We start from the raw sequence: 25,424 nt of genomic DNA on the forward strand, positions 1-25,424 counted from the left end.
CAGGATGCCCCAACCGGAAGGGGTGTACGCCTGTGCCGGCACTCGTGCTCGTTGGTGCCCAGTGGGGAGACGAGGGCAAGGGGAAGGCGACCGACCTCCTCGGCGGCTCCGTCGACTACGTCGTCCGCTACCAGGGCGGCAACAACGCCGGTCACACGGTGGTCATCGGCGACCAGAAGTACGCCCTGCACCTGCTGCCCTCCGGCATCCTCAGCCCGAACGTCGTGCCGGTGATCGGCAACGGCGTCGTGATCGACCCGGGCGTGCTGCTCTCCGAGCTCAAGGGCCTGGACGAGCGCGGCATCGACACCTCGAAGCTGCTGATCTCCGGCAACGCGCACCTGATCACCCCGTACCACCGGACGCTGGACAAGGTCACCGAGCGCTTCCTCGGCAAGCGCCGGATCGGCACCACCGGCCGCGGCATCGGCCCGGCCTACGCCGACAAGATCAACCGCGTCGGCATCCGGGTCCAGGACCTGTTCGACGAGTCGATCCTGCGCCAGAAGATCGAAGCCGCGCTGCACGACAAGAACCAGCTGCTGGTCAAGCTCTACAACCGGCGCGCGATCCCGGCCGAGCTGGTGCTGGAGGAGTACCTGGGCTACGCCGACAAGATCAAGCCGTACCTGGCCGACACCACCCTCGTCCTGGACGAGGCGCTGAAGGCGAACAAGGTCGTCCTGCTGGAGGGCGGCCAGGGCACCCTGCTGGACGTCGACCACGGCACGTACCCGTTCGTCACCTCGTCGAACCCGACCTCCGGCGGCGCCTGCACCGGCTCCGGCATCGGCCCGACCAAGATCGACCGGGTCATCGGAATCCTGAAGGCGTACACCACCCGCGTCGGCTCGGGCCCGTTCCCGACCGAACTGCTGGACGCCGACGGCGACGCGCTGCGCCGGATCGGCGGCGAGCGCGGCGTCACCACCGGCCGCGACCGGCGCTGCGGCTGGTTCGACGCGGTGATCGCCCGCTACGCGACCCGGGTCAACGGCCTGACCGACTTCTTCCTCACCAAGCTGGACGTGCTGACCGGCTGGGAGCAGATCCCGGTCTGCGTGGCGTACGAGATCGACGGCAAGCGGGTCGAGGAACTCCCGTACAACCAGTCGGACTTCCACCACGCCAAGCCGATCTACGAGAACCTCCCCGGCTGGAGCGAGGACATCTCGAAGGCGCAGACCTTCGGCGACCTGCCGAAGAACGCCCAGGCGTACGTGAAGGCGCTGGAGGAGATGTCGGGCGCCCCGATCTCGGCGATCGGCGTCGGCCCCGGCCGGACCGAGACCATCCAGATCAACTCCTTCCTGTAGGACGCGGCGCACGAGGCCCGGCGCTCCCGCTCGCACGCGGGGGTGCCGGGCCTCTCGCACGCCCAGGCAGCATTGCACTAAGGCAGAACGCACTTGCTACTGGTGCAATCGGGGCCTACGGTGGGGCGCATGACCGCGAAGCTGCCCGCACCCGTCGTCCTCACCGGCCGGCACGTCCGGCTGGAGCCGCTGACCCGCGCCCACGTGCCCGACCTGTTCGCGGCCGGCGGCGGGGACGAAGAGGTGTGGCGGTGGATCCCGGTGCCCGTGCCGCGCACCGAGGCCGAGATGGCGGCCGTGATCGACGCCCGGCTGGCCGACCGGGCCTGCACGCCGTTCGCGGTGGTCGCCCCGGCGGACGGGCGGGCGGTCGGGGTGAGCTGCTACTTCGACGCCAGCGCCGCGGAGGAGCAACTGGAGATCGGCGGCACCTGGTACGGCCGCGCGGTGTGGCGGACGGCGGTCAACACCGAGGCGAAGCTGCTGCTGCTCCGGCACGCCTTCGAGGACCTCGGCATGGGCCGGGTCTGCTGGAAGACCGACCACCTCAACGAGCGCTCGCAGCAAGCGATCCGGCGGCTAGGCGCCTCCTACGAGGGCACCTTCCGGCGGGCCAAGCGGCGGCCGGACGGCAGCTGGCGGGACAGCGTGTACTTCTCGATGCTGGCCGACGAGTGGCCCGCCGCCCGGGCCCGGCTGTCCGAGCGGCTGGCGGCGGGCTGAACCCCCGCGCGGAGCGGGTCAGTAGATGGCGGCGGAGACGATCGCGGCCACGGCCAGGTTGGTGGAGGCGGTCACCCAGACCGCCGGGTGCGGCTCCTCGTCCACCAGCAGCTCGCCCAGCCTGCCCGGGGTGACCAGGTCCAGCACCCAGAACGAGACGGCCATCAGCAGCAGGCCGAACAGGCCGAACACGGCGGCCGCGGCCAGGCCCTTGCCGAACTCCTGGTAGGTCGAGATCACCGCGGTGAACACGATCGCGCCGATCGCCAGCAGCGCCGAGCTGAGCACCACGGCGGCGTTGCGGTTGCGCTCGATCCAGATCTGCCGGCGCAGCTCGCCCGGCGTCAGGGCGTCGACCAGCAGCACGCCGAGCAGCAGCAGCACCAGGCCGACCGCGCCGTACGCCGCCGCGTACCCCAACTGGTGAAGGATGTCGTTCATCGGCCCCGCCCCTCCTGCCCGTCCGCTCGCCGGCCCCGTGCCGAGGACCGGCACAACATAGCGCACGGGGCCGGCGCGGACGGGGGCCGTGCCTCAGTCATCGTGCCGGTCGCCGTGCCGGTCGCCGTGCTAGTCGTTGTGCTCGACCAGGCGGTCCAGGCAGACCGCGATCGCGATCATCAGCGGGACGTCGACGCCGTCCTCGATCTCCACGCCGTAGGTGTCGCGGATCCGGAACCACTTGCGGGAGACCTCGGCCAGGCGGTGGCCGTCGCCCTTGACCGTGTACTCCTTGTCGATCAGGTCTCCGTGGACCTCGTACTCGCCGCCGTCCGCCAGCTCCACGTGGTACTTGTCGTGGAACGGGGTGAACAGCTTCTTACGGACGGTCGCCACCACGTCCCCGTCCGCGTTCTCGATCTTCATCGCGTCGCGGACGGTCAGCACCTTCTCCCGGATGGTGGCGACCGTGTTGCCCTCGGTGTCCTGCAGTTCGAAGGTGTCCCGGACCCGCAGCACCTTGCCGTCCACCAGGAACGCTTTCTCGCCGTGCTCGTCCTCGACCCAGTAGTCGTCGCCGACCGCGAAGAGGCGCTCCTTGACCACGAACTTCCGACCCATGTCCCCGACTCCTCGTCTGGTGCTCGCCGGCCCGCCGTCGGGCGGCACCCGACATGGTGCCACCGGTGGCTAGTGCCGCGTCAGGCAGCCTTCGCCGGGAAGGAGCGGCGTCCGGTGCGTGCTATCGGCGTGCCGGCCGGAAGCCCTCGTACTGGATGTACTTGGGTTTTCGGCCGGTGCGGCGAGAGTGCGTGCCGGGCGTCGCGACGGGCGAAGGTTGCCTGACGCGGCACTAGGTCAGGTCCCACAACAGGCGGTAGTAGGCGAGGCGTTCGGCGTCCGGCTCGACGCCGTACGCCGCCAGCAGGGGGCGCTCCCAGCCCGGGCCGTAGTTCCACACCGTGCTCCAGGAGGCCACCGCCAGGTCCGCCCAGCGGTCGGCGGTGCCCAGCGCGCCCAGGTCGACGTGGCCGGAGAACCGGCCGTCCGCGCCGACCAGGGTGTTGGGGGCGCAGGCGTCCCCGTGGCAGACCACCTCGACGTCGACCGGCGGCGGGTCGGCCAGCACCGCCAGCGCCCGGTCCACCGTGCCGTGGTGGCGCACGTCCTCGTGCCAGTCGGCCGGGTCGCGGCGCAGCTCGACGGCCCGGGCGACCCGCCGCGCCGCGGTCCACTCGTACGGGCAGCCGGCCACCGGCAGCGCCTCGTGGAAGGCCCGCAGGCCCTCGCCGATCGCCCGCACCGCCGTCGCCGGATCCCGCTTGAGCTCCTCGTCGACGGCCGAGCGCCCCGGCAGGCCGGCCGTCAGCAGCCAGCTGCCGCGCTCGTCGCCGCCCAGCCCCAGCACCTCCGGGACGGCGGTGAACCGCGCTGCCCAGCCCAGCCGTTCGGCCTCGACCGCGAAGTCGACCCCGCTGCCGGGCGGCGCCCACTTCACGAACCGCCGCCCCGGGCCGTCACCGAGCCGGAACGTCAGGCCGTCCAGCGCGTTGCGCCACACCGCGACGACCGGCTCGCCGGCGGCCAACTCGGCTACCGCGGACGGAATTTCGGTGCCACCCTCGGGGACGTATGCGATCATTCCGCCATTGTCGGTCAGGGGCGGGGCGGGCGGCACCCGGTTTTCCGGGCGGCGCGGGCACCGCGGCGCGGAGCACGGACGCACGGGGGAAGCGTGTTCGAGAACGTCCACGGCAGGCCGGCGGAGAAGGAACTGCCGGCGGAACGGGGCACCGGCCGGAGCGGTCCGATCGCCGTCACCCGGGGACCGGCCGGGTCCGGTCCGAGCAGCCTCCACCAGGCGCTCGACCTCGCCCGGGCGGCCCGGTCGTGAGCGCCTCCGAACCCGGCGAACTGCTCGGCACCGGCCGCACCGCCGACGTCTTCGCGCTGCCCGACGGCCGGGTGCTGCGCCGCTACCGCACCGGGGCCGACGCCCGCGGCGAGGCCGAACTGATGGCGCACCTCGCCGCGCACGGCTACCCGGTACCGGCCGCGTGGCCCGGCGAACGGCCCACCGACCTGCTGATGGAACGGCTCGACGGCCCCACCGTGGCGCGGGCGGTCACCACCGGGACGCTGGCCCCCGGCGACGCCGGACGGCTGCTCGCCGACCTGCTGCGCCGCCTGCACGCCGTCCCGCCGCGCACCGCCGCCCGGCCCGGCGACCGGCTGCTCCACCTCGACCTGCACCCCGAGAACGTCCTGCTCACCGCGCGTGGACCGGTCGTCATCGACTGGGCGACCGCCGCCGAGGGCGACCCCGGCCTGGACGTCGCGATGAGCGCCGTCATCCTCGCCCAAGCCCTGCTCGGCATGCCGCCCGCCTACGCCGAGGCCGCCCCCGCCATGCTCGTCCCCCTGCTGCACGGCCTGCCCCCGCTCACCGCCCACCACCTCGCCGCCGCCCGCGCCCGCCGCGCCGCCGACCCGGGACTCGACGCCGCGGACCACGGACGGCTGGACGCGGCCGTCGCCCTGGTCCGCGCCTGCGCGGACCGGACCTGAGCTCACGCCTTCGCGGGGGCGCCGATCAGTTCGGTCAGGAACGCCAGCCGGGCGGTCGCCGGACCGGCCGCGCGGGCCGACTCCAGCGCGGCACGGGCCTCCTCGGCGCGGCCGACCCGGTGCAGGGCCAGCGCCAGAGTCGCGTACGCCATGCCGCGGCGCAGCGGGGGGCTGGCGACGGCGGCGGCCGAGCGGGCGGCGACGACGGCCTGGTCGGCGCGGCCCAGGGCGAGTTCCCGCAGGGCGGCCAGGTCGGTGCCGGCGCGGAGCTCGCGCGGCAGGCCGCACGCCTCGGCGTACCGGGTGCGGAAGGCGGCGCGGTCGGTGTCGGTGGCGGCACCGGTCTCGTCGAGGTAGGCCAGCGCCCGGGCGTGCACCAGGGCGGTGTGTTCGTCCCCGTCTGCGGTGAACTCCGCGGCCAAGTCGGCGAGTTCGCGGTAGCGGCCCTCGGCGAGCAGTACGCTCAGGGCGGCCCTTCGGGTGTCGGGGCCGTCCGGGAGTGCGTCCAGCAGGCGGCGGGCCCCGGCGACGTCACGCTGGAGCGTCACCAGCACCTCCGGCAGACCCGCGGGCAGGCTCCCGGCAGTGGGGACCGAGCTGACCGCGGCCGTCAGCAGCACCGGCCGCACCGCCCCGAGCAGGCACAGCGCCGCGGCGGCCCGGCCGAAGCCGCCGCCCGCCAGGGCCAGCAGTTGCGAGAGCAGCGCGGCCGCCGCGAGGAACGGCAGCAGTACGAGCAGCAGCCGTCCCGGCCGCAGCGGCGTCCCGGTCCGGGTGCCGAGGGCGGCGGGAGCCAGCACCGGCAGCGGGATCCGCCGCAGGTAGCGCGGCCCGCCCCGCCCCATCGTGGTGCGCACCACTGCCCCGACGCCGAACGACCAGCCGCCCGCTCGCAGCCCGAGCCACCGCCCCGGCCCGACCAGGTGGCCCGCCCACAGCCACCGCAGCGCGTACGTCCCGGTGATCGCCCCGAGGGCGGGCGGCAGCGCCGTCACGCCACCGCTCACGTACGGCAGGCACACTGCCGCGCAGCCCACCGCCAGGGCCACCCGGTACACCTTGTCCACCAGCGCCCAGCGCCGGAGCAGTTCGTTCCTCACGGCGGGCGATCGTGCCAGAGCCCCGGCGGCGGGCCCGCACCGCCCTCACCCCTGGACCCCTGACTCGGTGCCGCACCGTCCGCAGGAGGCTGGAGGCGGTCGGTCCGTGACAGCCGCCGTTGCTGACCGGAGCGCGCTGGCAGGAGGGTCACCCTTCGGAGTGACGCCGAGACGACCGGGCAAAATCCCCACTCGAAGTTGATAAGTTCAATTAGCAATCGCGAGCATGTATCAACTCTCGGGGAGGAAGTGCATGGCAGGCAGGGGCAGGCCCAGTCGCAGCACGGTGTACCAGCGGCTGAGCGGGGCCCTGGCGGAGCTGAACGAGCGCTTCGGCGGACTGCCCAGCCCCCGGGAGGCCCGGGAGATCTGGGACGACATCTGGCACCAGGAAGCGCACCACTCGACTGCGCTCGAAGGCAACACCCTGGTCCTTCGCGAAGTCGAGGCGCTGCTCGACCGGGGTCGAGCCGTCGGCGCCAAGCCGCTGAAGGAGTACAACGAGGTCCAGGGCTACGCGGATGCTGCCCGTTGGGTCTACGGGCAAGCCCTTGAGCCGGACGCGTGGCATGACGGACGGCTGATCACGCTTGGCGAGGTCCGCCACGTCCACCACGTCACCATGTCGCCGGTCTGGAACGTCGCACCCCATCCGGAAGCCACCGACCGGGAAGGCCCCGGCAGCTTCCGGGAGCACGACATCCACCCGTTCGCGGAGGGCATGACGCCTCCGAAGTGGCCACTCGTTCCTGCCCACGTCGAGCAGTGGGTCGGCGAGGTCTGTGCTTTCGGCAAGCAGATCGAGAGCGGCGAGGAACTGGGCCGGCCGCTCCCGGAGGTCCTGGCCGGAATCCACAACCGGTTCGAACGCATTCACCCGTTCCTCGACGGCAACGGCCGAACAGGACGTCTGGTGATGAACCTCGTTCTCGTCCGCCTGGGCTATCCGCCGATCATCATCCTCAAGAGGCAGCGGGAGGCTTACCTGGCCGCCTTGCACCGCGCGGACGCGGGTGACTGCGGCGCCCTCGGCGAGCTGATCGCCCGGGCCATGGAGGACAACCTCAACCGCTTCATCGTGCCGAACGTGGCCGGCCCCGCGCGACTGGTTCCGCTCGCGGCGCTCGTGGACGCCGAGCACTCCCTCGCCGCACTGCGGCAGGCGGCCCAGCGGGGTCGGCTCAACGCCGTACAGGGCCCGGACGGAGTGTGGCGGTCGTCCCGGAAGTCCGTGGACGCCTACAAGGCCGCCAAGCACCAGCGCAGGCCCAAGTCCGACGGAGTCTGAGTGCAGGGCCTGCTCCCGCGGCGCGATGAGGTTGACTTGGGGGCATGACTTATCGTGCACGCGTCCGCGCCCCCGAACTGGTGGGCAGGGGCGGATGGCTGAACACCGGGGGCAAGGACCTGTCCCTGGCCGACTTCCGCGGCAAGATCGTGATCGCGGACTTCTGGACCTTCTGCTGCATCAACTGCCTCCACGTCCTGGACGAACTCCGGGAGTTGGAGGAGAAGCACCGGGACACGGTGGTGATCGTCGGCGTGCACTCGCCGAAGTTCGTCCACGAGGCCGACCACCGGGCGGTGGTGGACGCGGTGGCCCGGTACGAGGTGCACCATCCGGTGCTGGACGATCCGGAGCTGGTGACGTGGAAGCAGTACGCGGTGCGGGCCTGGCCGACGCTGGTGGTGATCGACCCGGAGGGGTACGTGGTCGCCCAGCACGCGGGCGAGGGGCACGCGCACGCGATCGCGAAGCTGGTGGAGGAGCTGGAGGCGGAGCACGCGGCGAAGGGGACGCTGCGGCGCGGTGACGGGCCGTACGTGGCGCCGGAGCCGCAGGCGGGTGACCTGCGGTTCCCGGGGAAGGCGGTGCGGCTGCCGGACGGGCACTACCTGGTCGCGGACTCGGGGCACCACTCGCTGGTGGAGCTGGACGGGGATGGCGAGCGGGTGGTGCGCCGGATCGGCGACGGGGTGCGCGGGCTGGTGGACGGCGCCGAGCCGCGGTTCAGCGAGCCGCAGGGCCTGGCGCTGGTGCCGGAGGGCCTCGACCTGGGCTACGACGTGGTGGTGGCCGACACCGTGAACCACGCGCTGCGCGGGGTGCGGCTGGCGGACGGCAGCGTGACCACGCTGGCCGGCACCGGGAAGCAGTGGTGGCAGGGTTCGCCGACCTCGGGCCCGGCCCGCGGGGTGGACCTGTCCTCGCCGTGGGACGTGGCGTTCTTCGACGGCGAGGTGTGGATCGCGATGGCGGGCGTGCACCAGCTGTGGGCCTTCGACCCGGCCGCCGGGACGGTGCGGGTCGCGGCGGGCACCACCAACGAGGGCCTGGTGGACGGCCCGGCCGACGAGGCGTGGTTCGCCCAGCCGTCCGGCCTGGCGGTGTCGGCGGACGGCGGGCGGCTGTGGGTGGCCGACTCGGAGACCTCCGCGCTGCGCCGGGTTTCACGTGGAACCCACGAGGTGCGCACCGCCGTCGGCACCGGCCTGTTCGACTTCGGGCACCGGGACGGCGCGGCCGGGCAGGCGCTGCTGCAGCACCCGCTGGGCGTGACCGTGCTGCCGGACGGCTCGGTCGCGGTCAGCGACACCTACAACCACGCGCTGCGTCGCTACGACCCGGCGTCCGACGAGGTCAGCACGCTGGCCACCGACCTGCGCGAGCCGTCCGGCGCGGTGGTGGTGGACGGCGACATCGTGGTGGTGGAGTCGGCCCGGCACCGGCTGACCAGGCTGCGGCTGCCCGAGGAGGCCGTCCGGGTGGAGGCCGTCGCGCACCGCACGCGGCGGGCCGCGACCGAGGTCGCCCCGGGCGCGCTGCGGCTGGACGTGGTGTTCGCCGCGCCGACCGGCCAGAAGCTGGACGAGCGCTACGGCCCGTCGACCCGGCTGCTGGTCAGTGCGACGCCGCCGGAGCTGCTGGTGTCCGGCGCGGGCGCGGACAGCGCGCTGAGCCGCGAGCTGGTGCTCTCCGCCGAGGTGGCCGAGGGCGTGCTGCACGTCTCGGCGATGGCGGCGTCCTGCGACGACGACCCGGAGATCGAGTACCCGGCCTGCCACGTGCACCAGCAGGACTGGGGCGTGCCGGTGCGGCTGGTGGCGGGCGGCGCGAGCCGGCTGCCGCTGGTGCTGGCCGGGATGGAGTGAGACGCGGACGGGGGCGGGCCCGCGGGCCCGCCCCCGTCGTCCGGAGGGATCCGGGAGCCCGGATCAGCCCTCCAGGAACGCCTTGATCGCGCTCGCCAGGTAGTGCGGGTCCTCGGCGCCGCACAGCTCGCGGGCGGAGTGCATGGACAGCGCGGCGATGCCGCAGTCCACCGTGGTGATGCCGAGCCGGGCCGCGGTGATCGGGCCGATCGTGGTGCCGCAGGGCATCGCGTTGTTGGAGACGAAGGACTGCCACGGCACGCCGGCCTTCTCGCAGGCGGCGGCGAACACCGCCCGGCCGACCCCGTCGGTGGCGTACCGGTTGTTGACGTTGACCTTGAGGATCGGGCCGCCGTTGGGCATCGGGTGGTGGCCGGGCTCGTGCCGCTCGCTGTAGTTGGGGTGGACGGCGTGGCCCATGTCCGAGGAGAGGCAGACGGTGCCGGCCAGTGCGCGGGCGCGGTCCTCCAGGGTGCCGCCGCGGGCGTGGCAGGAGCGCTCCAGCACGTTGCCGAGCAGCGGGCTCTGCGCGCCGGTGTCGGACTCGCTGCCGGTCTCCTCGTGGTCGAAGGCGGCCAGCACCGGGATGTAGGGCAGGTCGCCGCCGGCCTCGGCGACCGCGGCCAGCGCGGCGGTGGCGGCGTGCACGGACAGCTGGTTGTCGAGCCGGGGCCCGGCCAGCAGTTCGCGGTCGCGGCCCAGGTAGGCGGGCGGCTGCACGTCGTGCGCCATCAGGTCCCAGCCCGCGATGTCGGCGGCGGCCAGCCCGGCCCTGTCCGCGACGTACTCCAGCAGGGCGCCCTCGGTGGTGCCGCCGATGCCCCAGATCGGCGTCAGGTGGCGCTGGCGGTCGAGCTTGAGGCCGTCGTTGACGCCGCGGTCGAGGTGGATGGCCAGCTGCGGGACCCGCAGCAGCGGCTCGTCGAGGTGCACCAGCCGGGTGCTGCCGTCGCGCAGCGCGAGCCGGCCGGAGAGCCCGAGGTCCCGGTCGAGCCAGGTGTTCAGCGGGACGCCGCCGTAGATCTCCACGGCGACCTGCCGCCAGCCCGCCGAGCTGGTGTCGGGGACGGGCTTGACCCGCAGGTTCGGCGAGTCGGTGTGGGTGCCGACCACCCGGTACGGGGTCGCGGCCGTCGCGTTCTGCGGCACGTACCAGGCCATCAGCGCGCCGCCGCGCACCAGGTAGCGGCCGCCGCCGTCGCCGTCCCAGGCCGCCGTCTCGCTGACCCGGCGGAAGCCGACCCGCTCCAGCCGCTCGGCCGCGCTCTCCACCGCGTGGTACGGGGAGGGGGAGGCGGCGAGGAAGGCGATCAGGTCGTCCGTGTGCTTCCGGTCGAAGTGGGCCGTTCGGGCGGCGGTCGACATTTTGCTCCTGGGTAGAAGGCGGGGCGGACCTGGTGGGGTTTGCGGGTCCGCACCACGAGCATATGCCCGTACACGGACAGGACCTCGGGAAGTCCGCAACGGTGACACAACAGTGAACGCAGCGCGACATGGGCCCGGTGCCGTGCGGGGAGCGGCGCGGCGGGCCGCCCGGAACGACGCCGCGGGGCCCGGTGCAGTACCGGGCCCCGCGGGGTGAGGGTGGGTCAGGCGGTCCTGTGGCGGGCGCGCCGGATCAGAACGCCTCCTCGGCCAGCTCCATCAGCTCGTTGTCGACGCTCTCGGCGATCTGGCGCTGCGCGGCGGTGGTCTGCAGCACGTTGCGGGCGAAGTGCTTCGCGGCGGCGACCTTGCCCCGGTAGAACGGGACGTCCTTCTCCGAAGCGCCGGCCTCCAGCTTGGCGAGCGCGACGGCGGCCTGGCGCAGCAGCAGCCAGCCGACCACCACGTCGCCGGAGACCATCAGCAGGCGGGTGGTGTTCTGGCCCACCTTGTACATGTTCTTCGGGTCCTGCTCGACCGCGGTCAGGTCGGCGATCAGGGTGCCGACGATGGCCTCCAGGTCGCCGGCGGCCTTGGCCAGCAGGTCGCGCTCGGGGGCCAGTTCGGCGCCGCCCTCGCCGGTGGCGAGGAACTTGCTGATCTGCTCGTTGACGGCGGTCAGCGCCTGGCCGCCGTCCTTGACGATCTTCCGGAAGAAGAAGTCCTGGCCCTGGATCGCGGTGGTGCCCTCGTACAGGGTGTCGATCTTGGCGTCCCGGATGTACTGCTCGATCGGGTACTCCTGCAGGTAGCCGGAGCCGCCGAAGGTCTGCAGCGACTGGGCGAGCTGCTCGTAGGACTTCTCCGAGCCGTAGCCCTTCACGATCGGCAGCAGCAGGTCGTTCAGCCGCTCGGCGGCGGCGTCGTGCTCGCCGCGCAGGCGGGCGGCCAGCATGTCGTCCTGCACCGAGGCGGTGTAGAGGACCAGGGCGCGCATGCCCTCGGCGTACGCCTTCTGGGTCAGCAGCGAGCGGCGCACGTCCGGGTGGTGGGTGATGGTGACGCGCGGCGCGGTCTTGTCCATGAACTGCGCGAGGTCGGCGCCCTGCACGCGCTCCTTGGCGTACTCCAACGCGTTCAGGTAGCCGGTGGACAGGGTGGCGATGGCCTTCGTGCCGACCATCATCCGGGCGAACTCGATGATCTTGAACATCTGGCGGATGCCGTCGACGGTCTCGCCGAGCAGCCAGCCCTTGGCCGGGTGCTTGGCGCCGAAGGTCATCTCGCAGGTGTTGGACGCCTTGAGGCCCATCTTGTGCTCGACGTTGGTGGCGTAGACGCCGTTGCGCTCGCCGATCTCGCCGGTCTCCCAGTCGAAGTCGTACTTCGGCACGATGTACAGGCCCAGGCCCTTGGTGCCCGGCTTGCCGCCCTCGGGGCGGGCCAGCACCAGGTGGACGATGTTCTCGGACATGTCGTGCTCGCCCGAGGTGATGAAGCGCTTGACGCCCTCGATGTGCCAGGAGCCGTCCTCCTGCTTGACCGCCTTGGTGCGGCCGGCGCCCACGTCGGAGCCCGCGTCGGGCTCGGTCAGCACCATGGTGGCGCCCCAGAGCCGCTCGACCATCCGCTGGGCGACCTTCTGCTGCTCCTCGGTGCCCTCGTCGTAGACGACGCCGGCGAAGGCCGGGCCGGAGGAGTACATCCAGATCGCCGGGTTGGAGCCGAGCACCTGCTCCGCGTACGCCCAGACCAGGGAGTTCGGGGTGACCTGGCCGCCGATGCCCTCCGGGATGCCCAGGCGCCACCACTCGGCGTCCATGAAGGTCTGGTAGCTCTTCTTGAAGGTCGCCGGGATCGGAGCGGTGTTGGTCTCCGGGTCGAACACCGGCGGGTTGCGGTCGGCGTCGACGAACGAGGCGGCGAGGTCGTTCTCGGCCAGCCGGGAGATCTCGCTGAGGATGTTCTTCGCGGTGTCGACGTCCATCTCGGCGAACGGACCGGTGCCGTACACCTGGTCGCGGCCGAACACCTCGAAGAGGTTGAACTCCACGTCCCGCAGGTTGGACTTGTAGTGACCCATGACCGTTTCTCCGGTTCGTCTGCTTCCACGGGCGGCCGCTGCCGGCGCACCGCTTACCCACCAGTACGCCCCATGATGCTACCCGTTGGTAACTTGTTCAAGCCCCCTGACGTGACCGGGGTATGAACGTGGTCACGTCCCACAATGGCGCCCCGCCCGGGATTGTGCGGATCACCCGCCCCCAAGCGGGGCCCGGCCCGATAGCCTTGTCCCCGTGTACGGCTACGAGCAGAGCGCCTACCAGGACCCCTACCAGCAGCAGATGCAGCAGGGAATGTCCGGCATGCCCGGCCCCGGGTACGGCGACCCGCAGGCCGCCCAGCAGTCCCTCTACCCCGAGCCCTCCCCGCCCTCGCTCGCGGACGCGGTGCGCGCCTTCACCACCGGCGCGATGCCCGTGGAGGACTTCCAGGCCATCTTCATCACCTCCAAGGTGTACTGCCCGCGCGGCGACCGCCCCGGCTTCCTGGCCCTGCACAACACCCCGACCCCGGTGATCCCGATGTTCAGCTCGCTCAAGGAGCTGAAGCGGTACGCGGGCAAGGAGTCCAAGCACTTCTCGGTGACCGGCGCCGAGATCCTCGACCTGCTGCCCACCGGCTACGGCTTCGCCCTGGACATGGAGGGCGAGCACCGGATGGTCTTCGACGCCCGCGCGGTCGAGCAGATGGTGGACTTCACCATGCGCCGCATGTACGGCTGACCCCCCGCCGGCTTCCCCTCCGCCTCCGCCTCCCCGGTGGGAATGCGCCCCGATAGTTCAACGTTCAACCTTGCGAGTGGTTGAGAATTGAACTACTGTGGTGGACGTAGGCCACAGACCCCGAAGGAGGCCGACATGCCCGCCGTGACCGTCGAGAACCCGCTGATCCTGCCGCGCGTCGCAGCTCCCGCCGAGGGCGCCACTGCCCGCCCGGTGCTGGCCGTCGCCACCGCCCCGGAGGGCTACGAGGGCGAGGGCTTCCCGGTCCGCCGCGCCTTCGCCAAGATCAACCAGAAGTTCCTCGACCCGTTCATCATGATGGACCAGATGGGCGAGGTGGACTACGCGGCCGGCGAGCCCAAGGGCACCCCCTGGCACCCGCACCGCGGCTTCGAGACCGTCACCTACATCATCGACGGCACCTTCATCCACCGTGACTCGCACGGCGGCGGCGGCACCATCACCGACGGCGACACCCAGTGGATGACGGCGGGCTCGGGCCTGCTGCACATCGAGACCCCGCCCGAGTCGCTGGTCATGTCCGGCGGCATCTTCCACGGCCTCCAGCTCTGGGTGAACCTGCCCGCCGCGGACAAGATGATCGCCCCCAAGTACCAGGACATCCGCGGCGGCAGCGTCAAGCTCCTCGCCTCGGCCGACGGCGGCGGCCTCCTCCGGGTCATCGCGGGCGAGCTCGACGGCCACCAGGGCCCCGGCGCCACCCACACCCCGATCACGATGATCCACGTCTCGGTGAACCCCGGCGCACAGGTCACCCTGCCCTGGCGCCCGGACTTCAACGCCCTCGCCTACGGCCTGGCCGGCAGCGGCTCGGCGGGCGAGGAACGGCGTCCGTTCCACATGGGCCAGGCCGTGGTCTTCGGCGACGGCAACAGCCTCACCATCCGCGCCGACGAGAAGCAGGACTCGCGCTCCGCCAACTTCGAGGTGGTCCTCCTCGGCGGCCTCCCGATCCGCGAGCCCGTCGCCCACTACGGCCCGTTCGTGATGAACAGCCACCGCGAACTCCAGCAGGCTATGGAGGACTTCCAGGCCGGCCGCCTCGGCACCGTCCCGGCCGACGCCAACTGACCCGCTGACAACGGCCGGAAGCCCGCACCCCGCCCCGGCGCCCGGTGCGGGCTCCGGCCGTTCCGGCTAGCCGCCGCAGCGAGCCGCGCCGTCCGGCCACACGACCGTCACGGGCAACCCCGCCTCGCGCGCACCGGCCACAGTGTCCGCCGTGCCGGCGGTCATGCCCGTTCCCCTTCGGTCAACTGGTCAGTGGTTCACGGATGCTACTGCGGACATTCCGCGCACGGCCGGTCGTGCCAGCCGCATCCGGAGCTTCCGGGGCGGGTGTCCGCGGGCACTGTCCTTCGTGGAGGCCGGAGGTCCGTTGAACGGGTGGGGCGGCGGGGGTGTTGCGGCAACGGGCGTGGGCGGTTGCCGAGCGGCTGGCGGGGGCCACCGGGCAGGAGGCGAAGGTGGCGGAGATCGCGGACGGGTACCGGATCTCCGTGCGCCTGTACGGAGACGGGGACGATCACCGCGAAGTGCTGGCGGCCCTGGCCATGGGCGACGGCTTCGGCGAGTTCCTCGTGAACTCCGGCTGCCGGGAAGGTGGTTGGGGTCGGAGGCTACCCGGTGAAGGTGGCGGGCACGCCCAGCGGGAGCGCGCTCTTGGCGGCGCGCAGGGCGTCGCGGACGCGGGCGGCGCCGGTGCGGGTGGCGGCCGCGCCGCCGCCGACGGCGGGGGTGCGGGGGGCCAGGCCCGCGCAGGGCGCGCAGATGCCGGGGCGGGGGACGGGGTCGTGGCAGCGGGCGCACTCGGCGTAGCGGGGCGTTGCCGGGGGTGCGGGCACGGGGGGCATCTTGCGCTCCAGGCGGTTGCGGAGCACGGCGAACGCCGAGTGCATCGGGTGGGGCAGGCCGTACAGCAGCGCGGCGGCCAGGTCGGCCGCGCTCGCCCCGCGCTCCTGCCACTGGACCACCAGCGGCGCGAGGTCCTCGGCCTCGGCCTGGCCGATCCGCAGGCGCTTCTCGGGCCGGACCACCCGCAGCAGCAGGGCCGCCGCCTCGCGCAGGCGCCCGTTCACCACCACCACCTCCCGCCGCCCGGCCCTCGCGGCGGGGAGGGCGGGTTCTTTGTCCGGGTCCTTTGGAAGGACGACAGCCGCGTCGGGCTCCGGTGAGCCGGGTCCCGGTAGGGCGGCACCCGGTAGGAGCAGGGACTGCGGGGTGTCGTAGACGTGGTTCTCGCTGACGATCGTGCCGTCGTCCTGCTGGACCTTCACGACCCGGTAGTACCCGGCCAGCACGAGTTCCTTCAGCGCGTTGTAGACCGCCCGGCGCCCCTGCGGGCTGGTGTCCGCCATGTGCCGACCGTCCTCCCGCCAGCCGTCCGGCCGCGACAGCAGATCGATCAGCAGTCCCCGGGAGGTGTAGGTGAGCCGGCGGTCCTGCAAGACCTCGTTGGGCAGCACCGTGAAATTGCGCGCGTGCGCGCTACGATGAACATGCATGGGAGTTGCTGCTCCTGATGCCAGGCCCCGGGGTGTTCCACCACCGCCGGGGTCCACTATTTCCGTTTCCGACGCGGAACGTAGCACACGTACCACCCGAAAACCGACACGGTCGGCAAGCGGACGTTATCGTGCCGCTTCGGTCCTGTTCAGGCGTCAAATGGCAGGTCAGGAGACCTTTTTGGCGCTCAGCGCGCCTGTTCCTGGTCGCGGCGCAGGTGGGCGTCGATCAGGGCGAAGGTGGGTTCCGGGCGTTCGAGCTGCGGGAGGTGGCCCGCTTCGGGGATGACTTCGAGGCGGGCGTCGGCGAAGGCTTCGGCGTACGCCGCTCCGTAGGCGGGGGTGACGATGCGGTCGCTCTCGCCCCAGAGCAGGAGGGCGGGCACCCGGACCCGTCCGAGCCGGGGCAGCAGGTCGGGGGCGTGCATGTAGGGGTCGCCGGCGAGGGCGCGCATGGTGGCCGCGTTGGCCTGTCGGCGTGCGAGTTCTCCGGAGGGGACGTCGGCCGGGTCGAGGTAGTGGCGGTCCGGGTCGTGCCAGGAGTGCTCCGCGAGGCCGCGGGCGTCGAGGGCGAAGAAGTCGGCGATCGGTTCGGCCTCGACCGCCACGCCGACGGCGCCGATCAGGATCAGTCCGGTGATGCTCCCCGTGCTGTCGCGCGCGGCCATCTCGGCGGCGATCCAGCCCCCGAGCGAGGAGCCGACGACGAGGACGTCGCGCAGGCCGCGTTCGCGCAGGACGTGCAGGTAGGCGTGGGCGAGGTCGTCGATGCCGGTGAGCCACCCGGGGCGGGGGGTGCCGTCCCAGCCGGGGTGCACGGGCGTGAGGGTGCGGGCGGTGCGGGAGAGGTGCCGGGCGAGGCCGGCGACCGTGGCGGGGCCGCCGCCGCCGTGCAGGACCAGGACCGGTCGGCCGGTTCCGGCCTCGGACACGGTGAGGGACAGGTCGGTGTACCGGGCTGTTGCGTCTTCGGGCATGCCGAGCAGGGTAACTAAATATCTTTATATAAGCTAGCTTAGTCATGTCGTAGACTCACACCATGCATGGTGAGCTGCAAGAACTCGGCAGGGCGGTCAAACAGGCCCAGTACCGGCAGCACCGGGCCCTCGACAGCGCACTCTCGGCCGTCGGCACGACGCTGGCCCAGTGGGACGCGCTGCGGGCGATCGACCGCGCGCCCGGGTCATCGGCCCGCGAACTGGCCGCGGCGACGTTCCAGACCGAGCAGTCCTTCGGAGCGCTCGTCGGCCGTCTCGCGGCGCAGGGCCTGGTGGAACGCCGGCCGGGCCGCGGCCGGCGCATCGAGCACCACCTCACGCCGCGCGGCGCGGAGGTCCTGACGGCCGGTCACAAGGTGGCCGACGAGGTGCTCGCCGACTGCTTCTCCGCCCTGCCCGACGCCGACCGCGCGACCCTGCTCGGCCTGCTCCGGCGCCTCACCCCGGAACGGGACGCGGAACCGGGCGCGTAGCCGGGCGCGTAGCCGGGCGCGTAGCCGGGCGCGTAGCCGGGGCGCCAGGTCATCCGGCGGTGCGCGCCAGGAGGCTGATGCCTTCCTGGCGGCTCACCAGCCGGTAACCGTCCTGCGGCTCCTGGCCGATGGTCTGGGCGAGCCGACTGAACGAACAGTTCGAGCCGGTGGGGTCAGCGGCGTCCACGATCACCCACTCGGGATTCTCCAGCGGAGTCGAGTAGGTGAAGGGGCAGGGCAGGCTGACCGTCGTCCTGCTGATGAGTCGCACGGCGATCCTGTTCGAGGCGTTCACGGTCACGCCGTCCGGAATCCGTGCGATGAGTCGCTGCGCCGCGGCATTGTGGGCGGAGGTCGCCCACATGCGGGGTGCGGCGATGTCGACGAGGTGCGTCCTGGGGATCATCGCCGTGGTGAACAGCAGGCTCACCACCAGCGTCGCACGGAGACCGAGGAGCGATTTCCCGTTCGCCCGGGCATCGATCGCGGCGGCGAAAACAACGGGCATGAGAATCGCGTTGTAATGAAAAAGGTCGGTCCAGTACTGGGGATTATCTGCCGCAAATCGCCATCCGAGCGTCGGCAGGACCAGGAAGACGATCGGAGACCGCAGGGCGGAGAACCCGGTGGTGGCCACCAGCATGACGGCGGTCACCCATTTTCGCAGCGGCACGAAGACCGAGAACAGCGAGGCGAGGAGACCGGCGGAAGCGGAGGACACCTGACTGCCGTAGGAAAACGCACCGCTCCTGCTCATGGCCGGAATCAGCACGCCCATTTCCAGGCCGGTGGCCGCGAGGCCGAACAGGGCGAGGAGGACCCCCAGCCGGCGGCGTCCCCGGAACACCAGGTAGCCGCCCAGGCAGGCGACGGTCAGGCCGAGGTCCTCCTTGACCAGGACCAGCGGCAGGGCCCACAGGGCGGCCCGGCTCCAGCGCCGCTGCCCGGCCGCGGCCAGCGAGAAGGACAGCAGCGGCACCCCGAAGGCGACTTCGTGGAAATCGAAGTAGACCATCTGCACCAGGCCCCAGGAGCAGCCCATGGTGAACGCCACCCAGTACGCGGCACGGCGCCCGCAGGCGGCGAAGGCCCAGCCGACCATGGGGACCAGCGACACGCTCGCCAGCGCCGCCTGGGCCAGCAGGAGCGTCACCGAGCCGGGGAACAGGGCGTACAAGGGGGCGAGCACCGCGACGATCGGGCTGAAGTGGTCCCCGAGGACGTTGACCCCCGGCCCCTTGAGCGGAACGACCGGGGCATCGCCGTGGGCGTACGCCTTCACGGCCTGCTCGAAGATGCCCAGGTCGAACCCGCCCGTGAGCATCTGGCGGTGGTGCAGGACGGACAACAGGCCGTACAGGGCGAAGAAGAAGCCGGCCGCCCCCCAAGCCGTCGTCCGCGCACCGACGACCCGCACCGGGGCCGCGGCGCCCTCCGGCGCTCCCCTGCGCGGAAGCGCCGCAACGGCACTGCTCAAGCCGACCGCTCCCTCCGTTCCAGGCGGGACGGTTCCGCCCAGGATCCCCGCACACGACCCGGGCGATGATTCCACACCCGCTCCCCCCGGCGTCCGCGTCCACGACCAGGAGGGGAACCGCTGACGCCCTGCGGCTGATCGTGGTTCCGACCAACGGCACCCGGCCCTCCTGATCACGACGGGGTGGCCTGCGAGAAAGTGGGGCCCTGACCCCGCGAGGTGCCCGCATCCGACCTCCGTGAGGCGGCGGGTGCGGGTTCTTCGCGTTCCGGCTCAACCTTCCCGGGCCCCCGCGCATTGAGAACGGTCGACAGGGGCGGGTCGCCGGAGGGGCGGGGGAACGGATGCGCGGGCAGGACGAGTTGACATTCGAGGAGTACGCGGCAGCGTGCGGGCGCCGGTTGTACCGGACGGCGTACCTGCTGTGCGGGGACACCCACCGGGCCGAGGACCTGACCCAGACGACGCTGGCCAAGCTGTTCGCGCACTGGCGGCGGGCGTCGCGGATGGAACACCTCGACGCCTACGCCAAGACGGTGCTGACCCGGACGTTCCTGGGCGAGCAGCGCAGACGCGCGGTGGCCCGGCGGCTCGGCCTGCTGGCGTCGCGGCCCGAGAGCACGCCCGGCGAGGACAGCGACCTGCGGGTGACGCTGATGAACGCGCTGGCCGAACTGCCGGTCCGGGCAAGGGCGATGGTGGTCCTGCGGTACTGGGAGGACCTCAGCGTGGAGACCGTCGCCGACCTGCTCGGCTGCAGCACCGGCACCGTCAAGAGCCAGTGCTCGCGCGCACTGGCCAGGCTCCGCGAGCAGCTCGGCGAGTCCAGCCCGTACGCGGCCGCCTGAACCCGGCCGTCCGCGCGGCCGTCCGAGTGCGCACCCGCAACCGCACACAACTCCCTTGCGCCGCCGAACCCGCACGCCCGAAGCCGGGTGCGCGCGGTGGGCCGGGGATCCGAGGAACCAGACACCGTGAAGGAGCTTCGACATGCAGGAGAAGGAGCAGGCCCCCGGGGCGCTGTTCGTCAGAGGGGCGATGGCCCGGGTCACCGACGAGCTGGCCGAACCGGTCGGGCTGACGGCCGGGGCGGTGCGGGAGGGGCGCCGGCGGCGGCTGCGGGCGCGGCTGGCGGTCGGCGGGGCCGTGGTGTGCACGGCGGCGCTGGCCGTGACGGGGCTGGCCTTCCTGCCCGGCCCGACGGGCGGGGGCGCGGGGCCCGCGCCGCTGCAGATGGCCGCCGCGCCGACCGCGAGCCCGCAGGTCTTCCCGACCACGACGGTCGTCCCGACCGCGTCGCCCGACGCCTCGCAGTCCGTCCCGGTGGTCCCGGAGGCCGAGCGGCAGCGGATCGAGGACTTCCGGCAGCGCAGCGCCAACGTGCTGCACGACCTGCTGCCGACGGAGATCGGCTCGATCAGCCTGCTCAGCGACCAGGTCTCCGACTACCTGGCGCAGTCCCCGCAGGGTGACCTGCTGCTGCGGCTCTCGGTGCGTCCGCACAGCGACGGGGCCCCGTCGGACGGGCCCTGCGAGAACACCCCGATCGGGCAGGAGGTGCAGGTGAAGACCTCGACCTGCAAGCGGGTCCAGGTGACCGGCACCATCACCGGCACCACCTGGCGGTCGGTGGACAGCGACGGCCTGACCAGCATCAGCGTGAGCTTCCGGCTCGGCAACAGCGACGCGTACGTGGGGATCATGCCGTACGGGCAGCACCGGTCCTCGTCGCCGGTGCCGGTCGACCAGGTCGTCGCCTTCGCCCAGCAGCCGCGCGTGATGGCGCTGCTGGACGAGGGCGACCAGCACCCGGTGGAGGAGGCCCAGCTCTCCGGCCCCGCGTACGAGGAGTAGCACCCCGCCGCCCGGTCGAACCGGAGCGGGTGCCGGCCCCCGATCTCGGCACCCGCCACCGACCACCCGCCACCGCACACCCGTCTGCCGGAGACCCGTCCGCCGGAGACCCGTCCGCCGGAGACCGCCCGGTCGGCGACTCACGGCACATCTGTGTCATGCACATGTCTTGAACGGCGGACCCGCGTCCGCCGCCACCCGACGAAGAGGAGAGACCGATGCGACACCGCACCGCCGCGACCACCCTGCTGCTGACCGCCGCCCTGCTGGTCGCGGCCGCCCCCGCGAACGCGCAGTCCGTGCCACCGCCGGGCACCCTGGCGCAGAACGCCCAGGCGCAGGACGCGAACGCCCGCACCTGGCGGACGGACGCCCTCCCGGACAGTGAGGGCATCCTCAACCAGCCGGTCCGGGTCGGCGGCCACAGCACCTGGGCACTCGGCAGCCGGGCGGTCGGGCAGGGCCGGGAACAGAGCTCCGTCCGGTTGGCCTACACCCGGGACGGCGCCGACGGCTCCTGGCGCGAACTCGCCCTCCCGGACAGCGTGCAGGGGCGCACCGCCAGCTCCGACGGCTCCGGCGGCACCTGGGTGACCAGCAGCGGACAGGGCACCACCGCCTCCGTCAGCCGGTACCGCGCCGGGCAGTGGCAGACCCAGGAGGCACCGCTGCACGAGCACGCCATGGGCGGCGGGCTCACCGGGTTCGCGACGGCCGGCGACCCGAACGACGTGTGGGCGGTCGGCTACTACCAGCCCGACGACTACCTGACCTTCTACGGCGTCATCGACCACTGGGACGGCCGGGCCTGGCAGTCGGTGCCGACCCCCGACCTCGGCACCGACTACTGGACGCTCTCCGCCGTGGTCGCCAACAGCCCCACCGACATCTGGGCCTCCGGCAGCGTCGGCAACGAGGACGGCTGGCCGCGCCCGCTGCTGCTGCACTACGACGGCCGCTCCTGGACCAAGGCCGCCACCCCGGAACTGGACACCCGCCCCGGCGAACTCACCGAACTCCTCGCGCTCGGCCCGAACGACATCTGGGCGGCGGGCGCCGAGATCAACTCGTCCCGCCGGGACAAGCCGGCCGTCGCCCACTACGACGGCCACCGCTGGACGTACCAGGAGACCGGCATCGCCGCGGGCCGGCTCTACGGCCTCGTCCGCACCCAGGACGGGGTGGCCGTCGTCGGCGCGTCCCTCGCCGGCGGCGTCTACCAGCCGACCGGCGCCCGACTCACCCGCCACGGCTGGGAGTCGCTGGACCTCCCGCAGAGCACCACCACCGGCGGACGCCGCCCCAGCGGCATCGTGAACGTCGCGGGCCGGCTGACCGTCACCGGCACCGACTACGCCGGCCCGGACGACACGCGCGTGGAGCGCCCCTTCTCCGTCACCCGCTGACCGACCGGCCCCACCGTCGACCCTCCGGACGCGACCGCGCGTCCGGAGGGTCGACGCGCGGGCAGTCCGGGGGCCGACACGGCCGAGCCGGCCGGGGTGATCTCCCGTGCGGCGGAGGGAAGTTGGCCAGGCGGCAGGTCAGTCCTGCGGTGGCCGCGGGGCGGGCGGCAGGTCGAGTCCGGCGAGTGCGGCGGCGCCCGCCGCGGCCTTGTCCGGGTCGGGGCCGGGCTCGGCTTCGGGGTCGGGCTCGGCTTCGGGGCCGGGGTCGGGGTCGGCGGCGCGCAGGCGGCGGAGTGCCTCGGTGAGGCGGTCGGCCGTGCCGCGGAGTCGGGCGGCGCGTTCGGCGTGCAGGCCGGTCATCGGGTCGTCGACGACGGTGACCGGGATGCCGCGTTCGCGGGCGGTGGCGAGCAGGGCCTCGCCGGCCTCCGGGATCAGGGTGAGCGCGGAGGCCGCGAACAGGCCGCCGGCCAGGGTCTTCGGACGGCCGATCAGGTTCTTGGCGACGATCTCGCAGGGCAGCGCGCGCTCCTGCCGCTCGGCGGCGGCGGTGGCCGCCAGCGCGAGGGTGAGCAGCGCCTCGGCGGCCCTGGTGACCAGCCACTTGCGGCCGGGGACGGGCGGCAGGAACTCGCGGATCCGGTCCACCTCGCGCTCGACCACCACGTCCGGCAGCAGGTCGACGGTGCTGTGGCAGCGGATCTCCAGCACCTTGCCCCAGGCGACGGACTCCCCGTCGAAGCCGACCTCGTCGGGCCCGACCGCGACCTGGCCGAGCCCGTCCAGCAGGTGCAGCAGCCGCACCGCCGGGCCCGGGACGTGCGGGAGCCGCCCGACCAGTCCGGCGAGCGAGACCTCCCAGTCCTCGGTCGGCGGCACGCCCGGCTTCGGGTGCGTCTCCAGGGCCCGCCGCGCCCAGTCCGACCCGGCCCTGGCCCGGGCCGAGGCCACCGCGCCCGAGACCGCCCCGGTCACCGACCCGAGCGCCGCCCCGGCCCGCCGTCCGGCCCCTTCGCCGACCTGCCTGATCCCCACGTCCGCCTCCCCCTGCTCGGCTCCGGCCTCCACGCTACCGGCGGGGACCGTCCGTAGGCTGGGCAGGTACGGAAAGCACCGCGGTACCGGGAGGACGGCATGGCGACGATTCACCACACCACGTTGGAGCCGGGCAAGTTGGAGTTGCTGGCGGCCTGGCTGCCCGGACAGGAGTGGTTCCGGCCGGGTGGCGGGGAGCTGGTGCGGGCCGGGGGCTTCCGGCTGGACGACCCGGCGGGCGAGGTGGGCATCGAGCTGATGACGGTGGCCGACGGCCGGGACGCCTACCTGGTGGCGATGGCGTACCGGGGCGCGCCGCTGGCGGGGGCGCCGGAGGGGGCGCTGATCGGGACGTCCGAGCACGGGGTGCTGGGCACCCGCTGGTTCTACGACGGGGCCCAGGACCCGGTGGTGCGGGCCGAGTTGGCGCGGCTGCTGCGCGGGGAGGCGGTGCCGCAGCGGCAGAGCGAGAGCGACGCGGTGGACGAGGACGTGGTGGTGGCGCCGGTGACGGGCCCGGTCGAGCCGGTGCTGCGCCGCCTGCTGACCCCGGCCGGGGACCCCGCCCCGGGCGAGGCGGTCGCCCCGTACACCGCGCCGGACGGCTCGGTGCGGCGGGCGGTGTTCGTGGCGGACGGCCGGGGCTGACCACCGGGGCCGACCAGCGGTTCTGACCAGCGGATCTGACGGCGGGTCGGGACGGTCTCAGAGGCGGGCGTAGAGCGCGGCCGCGTCGTCGTGGGCCTTGCCGCGGGGCCAGCGCAGGCAGGCGGCGTCGGAGCGTTCGGCGGCCCGGACCTGGGCGATCAGTTCGGCCGGGCCGGCTTCCGCGAGCAGCCGGACGGCGTCGGCCCAACTGCCCAGGCCCAGGCGGTCGGTGTAGCGGGCGGCGCCGTCGGAGAGGGCGGCCACGCCGTGCAGGTCGGCCAGGGCGACGGTGCCGGTCTCGGCGTGCCCGGCGGCGTGCGGGGTGGCGGCGGCGATCCACGGGCCGTGGCCGGTGTTGCGGGCGGCCCGGACCGCGACGGCGTAGCGCAGGTAGAGCGCGGCGCGTTCGGCGGTGCCCGGGACGGTCGACCAGACCTGTCGGCGCAGCGCCTCGCCGCCGGGGAAGCGCTGGTTGTCGCCGATCACCCGGGGCGGGCCGTCCTTGAGGTGCAGCACCAGCAGGGAGTCGCCGAGCGCCAGGTACTCCAGGGTGTCCTCGCGCAGCCGGGCGGCGACCACCATCGCGGCGGGGGTGGCCGGGTTGGCCAGGTCGCAGCTGTCGCCGTGCAGGGCGGCGGTCTCGGCGATGGCGTCGGCCAGGCAGTCGGCGGCCGGCCGGTCGGTCCGGTCGGTGAGCCTGGCCAGCAGGTGGACGCCGAGGCGGCGGACGTACCAGGCGATGCCGTGGGTGCAGCCGGACGGCAGGGTGTCCGGGGCGCTGGAGCCGTCCAGGAGGACGAGTGCCTCCGGGGTGGCGACCGCAAAGTCCTCGTTGGCCCGGTCGGGGCGGCGCGCGTCGACTGCCAGCTCTACCCGCATGCCCACCAGTCTGCGGCCGCGGCCCGGTCCCGAACAGGGGGCCGACCGCGGTCCCTCCCGGGAGTGACCGGACGGCAATCGGACATAATGGGGCAAAGTCCGATAATCGACCGCACCCCCTCCGCGACAGGAGCCTCCCCATGGTCTGGCAGTTCTTCGTCCTGGTGATCGCCTCGATCGGCTTCCCGGTCCTCACCCTGCTGTTCATGATGGGCGGCCTGCAGTACCGCGAGGACCGGCAGCACCCGCACGGCACGGCCCGGCAGGGCTGACCGGAGCCGCGCCGCACGGCGCGCCGGGACGGGCGGAGCGCGATATCGGCTGACAGCAACCCCCGTCGGCATGACAGGGTGTGCTCAGCACACCCGCTTCCCGTCCAGGAGGTCCCCATGAGCAGCGACACCGCCCCGGCCGCCGAGCCCGCGCCGGACGCCACCGCCGACGCCGACTCCGCCACCGAGGCCGCCGCCGCCGGCCCGGACGACCAGAAGGCCAAGTTCCTCGCCGCGCTGCAGCGCAAGGGCAACGGGGGCCGCGGTTCGGCCGGCGGCCCCGGCGGCGACTCGAAGATCCACGGCACCCACGGCGCGGCCGGCGGCAAGCGCACCTTCCGCCGCAAGAGCGGCGGCTGAGCGCCCGACCCGCACCCCGGACGGCCGGCCCCGCGCAGCGCGCGG

The 25,424-nt window shown here is 73.2% G+C and carries 25 protein-coding genes; 14 read left to right on the plus strand and 11 right to left on the minus strand.

The annotated features are described in order from the left end of the window. Positions 1-32: 32 nt before the first annotated feature. Positions 33-1,316 carry an adenylosuccinate synthase gene (locus ACWEO5_RS18090; protein WP_344555165.1) on the plus strand — a complete coding sequence of 428 codons (1,284 nt, stop codon included), beginning with the start codon at positions 33-35 and terminating at the stop codon, positions 1,314-1,316. A gap of 129 nt (positions 1,317-1,445) precedes the next feature. Further along, a complete protein-coding gene (locus tag ACWEO5_RS18095) occupies positions 1,446-2,039 on the plus strand; it encodes a GNAT family N-acetyltransferase (RefSeq protein ID WP_344555169.1) in 594 nt (197 codons plus the stop codon). 18 nt (positions 2,040-2,057) lie between these two features. Here ACWEO5_RS18095 and ACWEO5_RS18100 read toward each other — a convergent pair whose 3' ends face one another. From ACWEO5_RS18100 to ACWEO5_RS18110, 3 genes are all read right to left on the minus strand, one after another. Beyond that, positions 2,058-2,480 (minus strand): DUF350 domain-containing protein, encoded by a 423-nt coding sequence (locus tag ACWEO5_RS18100; RefSeq protein ID WP_344555171.1) that lies wholly within the window; start codon positions 2,478-2,480, stop codon positions 2,058-2,060. Positions 2,481-2,609: 129 nt separating this feature from the next. Beyond that, complete coding sequence (locus tag ACWEO5_RS18105; RefSeq protein ID WP_344555173.1) at positions 2,610-3,101, minus strand: LURP-one-related/scramblase family protein; 492 nt, start codon at positions 3,099-3,101, stop codon at positions 2,610-2,612. Positions 3,102-3,333: 232 nt separating this feature from the next. Next, entirely contained in the window at positions 3,334-4,122 is a 789-nt protein-coding gene (locus tag ACWEO5_RS18110) for a phosphotransferase (protein WP_452163298.1), read from the minus strand. Between the two features lie 248 nt (positions 4,123-4,370). Here ACWEO5_RS18110 and ACWEO5_RS18115 point away from each other — a divergent pair, with 248 nt between their 5' ends. Further along, positions 4,371-5,048, plus strand: a complete 678-nt coding sequence (locus ACWEO5_RS18115) for a phosphotransferase (RefSeq protein ID WP_452163299.1) — start codon at positions 4,371-4,373, stop codon at positions 5,046-5,048. A 2-nt stretch (positions 5,049-5,050) separates the two neighbouring features. Here ACWEO5_RS18115 and ACWEO5_RS18120 read toward each other — a convergent pair whose 3' ends face one another. Beyond that, positions 5,051-6,148 carry a hypothetical protein gene (locus ACWEO5_RS18120; RefSeq protein ID WP_452163301.1) on the minus strand — a complete coding sequence of 366 codons (1,098 nt, stop codon included), beginning with the start codon at positions 6,146-6,148 and terminating at the stop codon, positions 5,051-5,053. Positions 6,149-6,434: 286 nt separating this feature from the next. Between ACWEO5_RS18120 and ACWEO5_RS18125 the strand changes: the two genes are divergently transcribed. Both ACWEO5_RS18125 and ACWEO5_RS18130 read left to right on the plus strand, forming a co-directional pair. Beyond that, a complete protein-coding gene (locus ACWEO5_RS18125) occupies positions 6,435-7,436 on the plus strand; it encodes a Fic family protein (RefSeq protein ID WP_452163302.1) in 1,002 nt (333 codons plus the stop codon). Between the two features lie 44 nt (positions 7,437-7,480). Beyond that, the gene (locus tag ACWEO5_RS18130; protein WP_452163304.1) at positions 7,481-9,301 is read left to right on the plus strand and encodes an NHL domain-containing thioredoxin family protein; all 1,821 of its coding nucleotides are present in this window, start codon (positions 7,481-7,483) and stop codon (positions 9,299-9,301) included. A 63-nt stretch (positions 9,302-9,364) separates the two neighbouring features. On the opposite strand, the gene ACWEO5_RS18135 is transcribed toward ACWEO5_RS18130, so the two are convergent. Then, a complete protein-coding gene (locus ACWEO5_RS18135) occupies positions 9,365-10,666 on the minus strand; it encodes a M18 family aminopeptidase (RefSeq protein ID WP_452163305.1) in 1,302 nt (433 codons plus the stop codon). A 253-nt stretch (positions 10,667-10,919) separates the two neighbouring features. Further along, entirely contained in the window at positions 10,920-12,749 is a 1,830-nt protein-coding gene (locus ACWEO5_RS18140; RefSeq protein WP_452163306.1) for an acyl-CoA dehydrogenase, read from the minus strand. 214 nt (positions 12,750-12,963) lie between these two features. Here ACWEO5_RS18140 and ACWEO5_RS18145 point away from each other — a divergent pair, with 214 nt between their 5' ends. Together ACWEO5_RS18145 and ACWEO5_RS18150 are read left to right on the plus strand one after the other, a co-directional pair. Continuing rightward, entirely contained in the window at positions 12,964-13,452 is a 489-nt protein-coding gene (locus tag ACWEO5_RS18145) for an SseB family protein (protein ID WP_033251964.1), read from the plus strand. A 135-nt stretch (positions 13,453-13,587) separates the two neighbouring features. Next, entirely contained in the window at positions 13,588-14,544 is a 957-nt protein-coding gene (locus ACWEO5_RS18150; RefSeq protein ID WP_452163307.1) for a pirin family protein, read from the plus strand. 548 nt (positions 14,545-15,092) lie between these two features. Here the strand turns inward: ACWEO5_RS18150 and ACWEO5_RS18155 are convergent. Further along, positions 15,093-15,977 (minus strand): hypothetical protein, encoded by an 885-nt coding sequence (locus ACWEO5_RS18155; protein WP_452163308.1) that lies wholly within the window; start codon positions 15,975-15,977, stop codon positions 15,093-15,095. A gap of 188 nt (positions 15,978-16,165) precedes the next feature. Continuing rightward, entirely contained in the window at positions 16,166-16,954 is a 789-nt protein-coding gene (locus ACWEO5_RS18160) for an alpha/beta fold hydrolase (RefSeq protein ID WP_452163309.1), read from the minus strand. Between the two features lie 62 nt (positions 16,955-17,016). Between ACWEO5_RS18160 and ACWEO5_RS18165 the strand changes: the two genes are divergently transcribed. After that, the gene (locus ACWEO5_RS18165; RefSeq protein WP_452163310.1) at positions 17,017-17,448 is read left to right on the plus strand and encodes a MarR family winged helix-turn-helix transcriptional regulator; all 432 of its coding nucleotides are present in this window, start codon (positions 17,017-17,019) and stop codon (positions 17,446-17,448) included. A gap of 49 nt (positions 17,449-17,497) precedes the next feature. On the opposite strand, the gene ACWEO5_RS18170 is transcribed toward ACWEO5_RS18165, so the two are convergent. Beyond that, entirely contained in the window at positions 17,498-18,925 is a 1,428-nt protein-coding gene (locus ACWEO5_RS18170; RefSeq protein WP_452163311.1) for a DUF2079 domain-containing protein, read from the minus strand. 344 nt (positions 18,926-19,269) lie between these two features. On the opposite strand from ACWEO5_RS18170, the gene ACWEO5_RS18175 reads away from it, so the two are divergent. From ACWEO5_RS18175 to ACWEO5_RS18185, 3 genes are all read left to right on the plus strand, one after another. Continuing rightward, on the plus strand, positions 19,270-19,773 hold the full coding sequence (locus ACWEO5_RS18175) for a SigE family RNA polymerase sigma factor (RefSeq protein ID WP_344559385.1): 504 nt from the start codon (positions 19,270-19,272) through the stop codon (positions 19,771-19,773). Between the two features lie 142 nt (positions 19,774-19,915). Then, positions 19,916-20,779 carry a hypothetical protein gene (locus ACWEO5_RS18180; protein WP_452163312.1) on the plus strand — a complete coding sequence of 288 codons (864 nt, stop codon included), beginning with the start codon at positions 19,916-19,918 and terminating at the stop codon, positions 20,777-20,779. A 218-nt stretch (positions 20,780-20,997) separates the two neighbouring features. After that, a complete protein-coding gene (locus ACWEO5_RS18185) occupies positions 20,998-22,185 on the plus strand; it encodes a hypothetical protein (RefSeq protein ID WP_452163313.1) in 1,188 nt (395 codons plus the stop codon). 138 nt (positions 22,186-22,323) lie between these two features. On the opposite strand, the gene ACWEO5_RS18190 is transcribed toward ACWEO5_RS18185, so the two are convergent. Continuing rightward, complete coding sequence (locus ACWEO5_RS18190; RefSeq protein ID WP_452163314.1) at positions 22,324-23,220, minus strand: hypothetical protein; 897 nt, start codon at positions 23,218-23,220, stop codon at positions 22,324-22,326. A 99-nt stretch (positions 23,221-23,319) separates the two neighbouring features. Between ACWEO5_RS18190 and ACWEO5_RS18195 the strand changes: the two genes are divergently transcribed. Continuing rightward, positions 23,320-23,868 carry a maltokinase N-terminal cap-like domain-containing protein gene (locus tag ACWEO5_RS18195; RefSeq protein ID WP_452163315.1) on the plus strand — a complete coding sequence of 183 codons (549 nt, stop codon included), beginning with the start codon at positions 23,320-23,322 and terminating at the stop codon, positions 23,866-23,868. A 57-nt stretch (positions 23,869-23,925) separates the two neighbouring features. On the opposite strand, the gene ACWEO5_RS18200 is transcribed toward ACWEO5_RS18195, so the two are convergent. After that, positions 23,926-24,747 (minus strand): integrase, encoded by an 822-nt coding sequence (locus tag ACWEO5_RS18200; protein ID WP_452163316.1) that lies wholly within the window; start codon positions 24,745-24,747, stop codon positions 23,926-23,928. Between the two features lie 140 nt (positions 24,748-24,887). On the opposite strand from ACWEO5_RS18200, the gene ACWEO5_RS18205 reads away from it, so the two are divergent. Both ACWEO5_RS18205 and ACWEO5_RS18210 read left to right on the plus strand, forming a co-directional pair. Beyond that, positions 24,888-25,019: a hypothetical protein gene (locus tag ACWEO5_RS18205; RefSeq protein ID WP_452163317.1), complete on the plus strand. Its 132-nt coding sequence runs from the start codon at positions 24,888-24,890 to the stop codon at positions 25,017-25,019. Between the two features lie 117 nt (positions 25,020-25,136). Further along, positions 25,137-25,379, plus strand: coding sequence for a DUF5302 domain-containing protein (locus tag ACWEO5_RS18210; RefSeq protein ID WP_452163318.1), 243 nt, complete (start codon positions 25,137-25,139; stop codon positions 25,377-25,379). Positions 25,380-25,424 lie beyond the last annotated feature (45 nt).

This window comes from Kitasatospora sp. NPDC004272 (assembly GCF_053603035.1).

What these genes read in the sequence shown, in the direction of transcription:
- ACWEO5_RS18095 (WP_344555169.1), top strand. Translation starts at nt 1,446, where the DNA reads ATGACCGCGAAGCTGCCCGCACCCGTCGTCCTCACCGGCCGGCACGTC.
- ACWEO5_RS18100 (WP_344555171.1), bottom strand. Translation starts at nt 2,480, where the DNA reads ATGAACGACATCCTTCACCAGTTGGGGTACGCGGCGGCGTACGGCGCG.
- ACWEO5_RS18105 (WP_344555173.1), bottom strand. Translation starts at nt 3,101, where the DNA reads ATGGGTCGGAAGTTCGTGGTCAAGGAGCGCCTCTTCGCGGTCGGCGAC.
- ACWEO5_RS18110 (WP_452163298.1), bottom strand. Translation starts at nt 4,122, where the DNA reads ATGATCGCATACGTCCCCGAGGGTGGCACCGAAATTCCGTCCGCGGTA.
- ACWEO5_RS18130 (WP_452163304.1), top strand. Translation starts at nt 7,481, where the DNA reads ATGACTTATCGTGCACGCGTCCGCGCCCCCGAACTGGTGGGCAGGGGC.
- ACWEO5_RS18135 (WP_452163305.1), bottom strand. Translation starts at nt 10,666, where the DNA reads ATGTCGACCGCCGCCCGAACGGCCCACTTCGACCGGAAGCACACGGAC.
- ACWEO5_RS18140 (WP_452163306.1), bottom strand. Translation starts at nt 12,749, where the DNA reads ATGGGTCACTACAAGTCCAACCTGCGGGACGTGGAGTTCAACCTCTTC.
- ACWEO5_RS18150 (WP_452163307.1), top strand. Translation starts at nt 13,588, where the DNA reads ATGCCCGCCGTGACCGTCGAGAACCCGCTGATCCTGCCGCGCGTCGCA.
- ACWEO5_RS18155 (WP_452163308.1), bottom strand. Translation starts at nt 15,977, where the DNA reads ATGCATGTTCATCGTAGCGCGCACGCGCGCAATTTCACGGTGCTGCCC.
- ACWEO5_RS18160 (WP_452163309.1), bottom strand. Translation starts at nt 16,954, where the DNA reads ATGCCCGAAGACGCAACAGCCCGGTACACCGACCTGTCCCTCACCGTG.
- ACWEO5_RS18165 (WP_452163310.1), top strand. Translation starts at nt 17,017, where the DNA reads ATGCATGGTGAGCTGCAAGAACTCGGCAGGGCGGTCAAACAGGCCCAG.
- ACWEO5_RS18175 (WP_344559385.1), top strand. Translation starts at nt 19,270, where the DNA reads ATGCGCGGGCAGGACGAGTTGACATTCGAGGAGTACGCGGCAGCGTGC.
- ACWEO5_RS18180 (WP_452163312.1), top strand. Translation starts at nt 19,916, where the DNA reads ATGCAGGAGAAGGAGCAGGCCCCCGGGGCGCTGTTCGTCAGAGGGGCG.
- ACWEO5_RS18185 (WP_452163313.1), top strand. Translation starts at nt 20,998, where the DNA reads ATGCGACACCGCACCGCCGCGACCACCCTGCTGCTGACCGCCGCCCTG.
- ACWEO5_RS18195 (WP_452163315.1), top strand. Translation starts at nt 23,320, where the DNA reads ATGGCGACGATTCACCACACCACGTTGGAGCCGGGCAAGTTGGAGTTG.
- ACWEO5_RS18200 (WP_452163316.1), bottom strand. Translation starts at nt 24,747, where the DNA reads ATGCGGGTAGAGCTGGCAGTCGACGCGCGCCGCCCCGACCGGGCCAAC.
- ACWEO5_RS18205 (WP_452163317.1), top strand. Translation starts at nt 24,888, where the DNA reads ATGGTCTGGCAGTTCTTCGTCCTGGTGATCGCCTCGATCGGCTTCCCG.
- ACWEO5_RS18210 (WP_452163318.1), top strand. Translation starts at nt 25,137, where the DNA reads ATGAGCAGCGACACCGCCCCGGCCGCCGAGCCCGCGCCGGACGCCACC.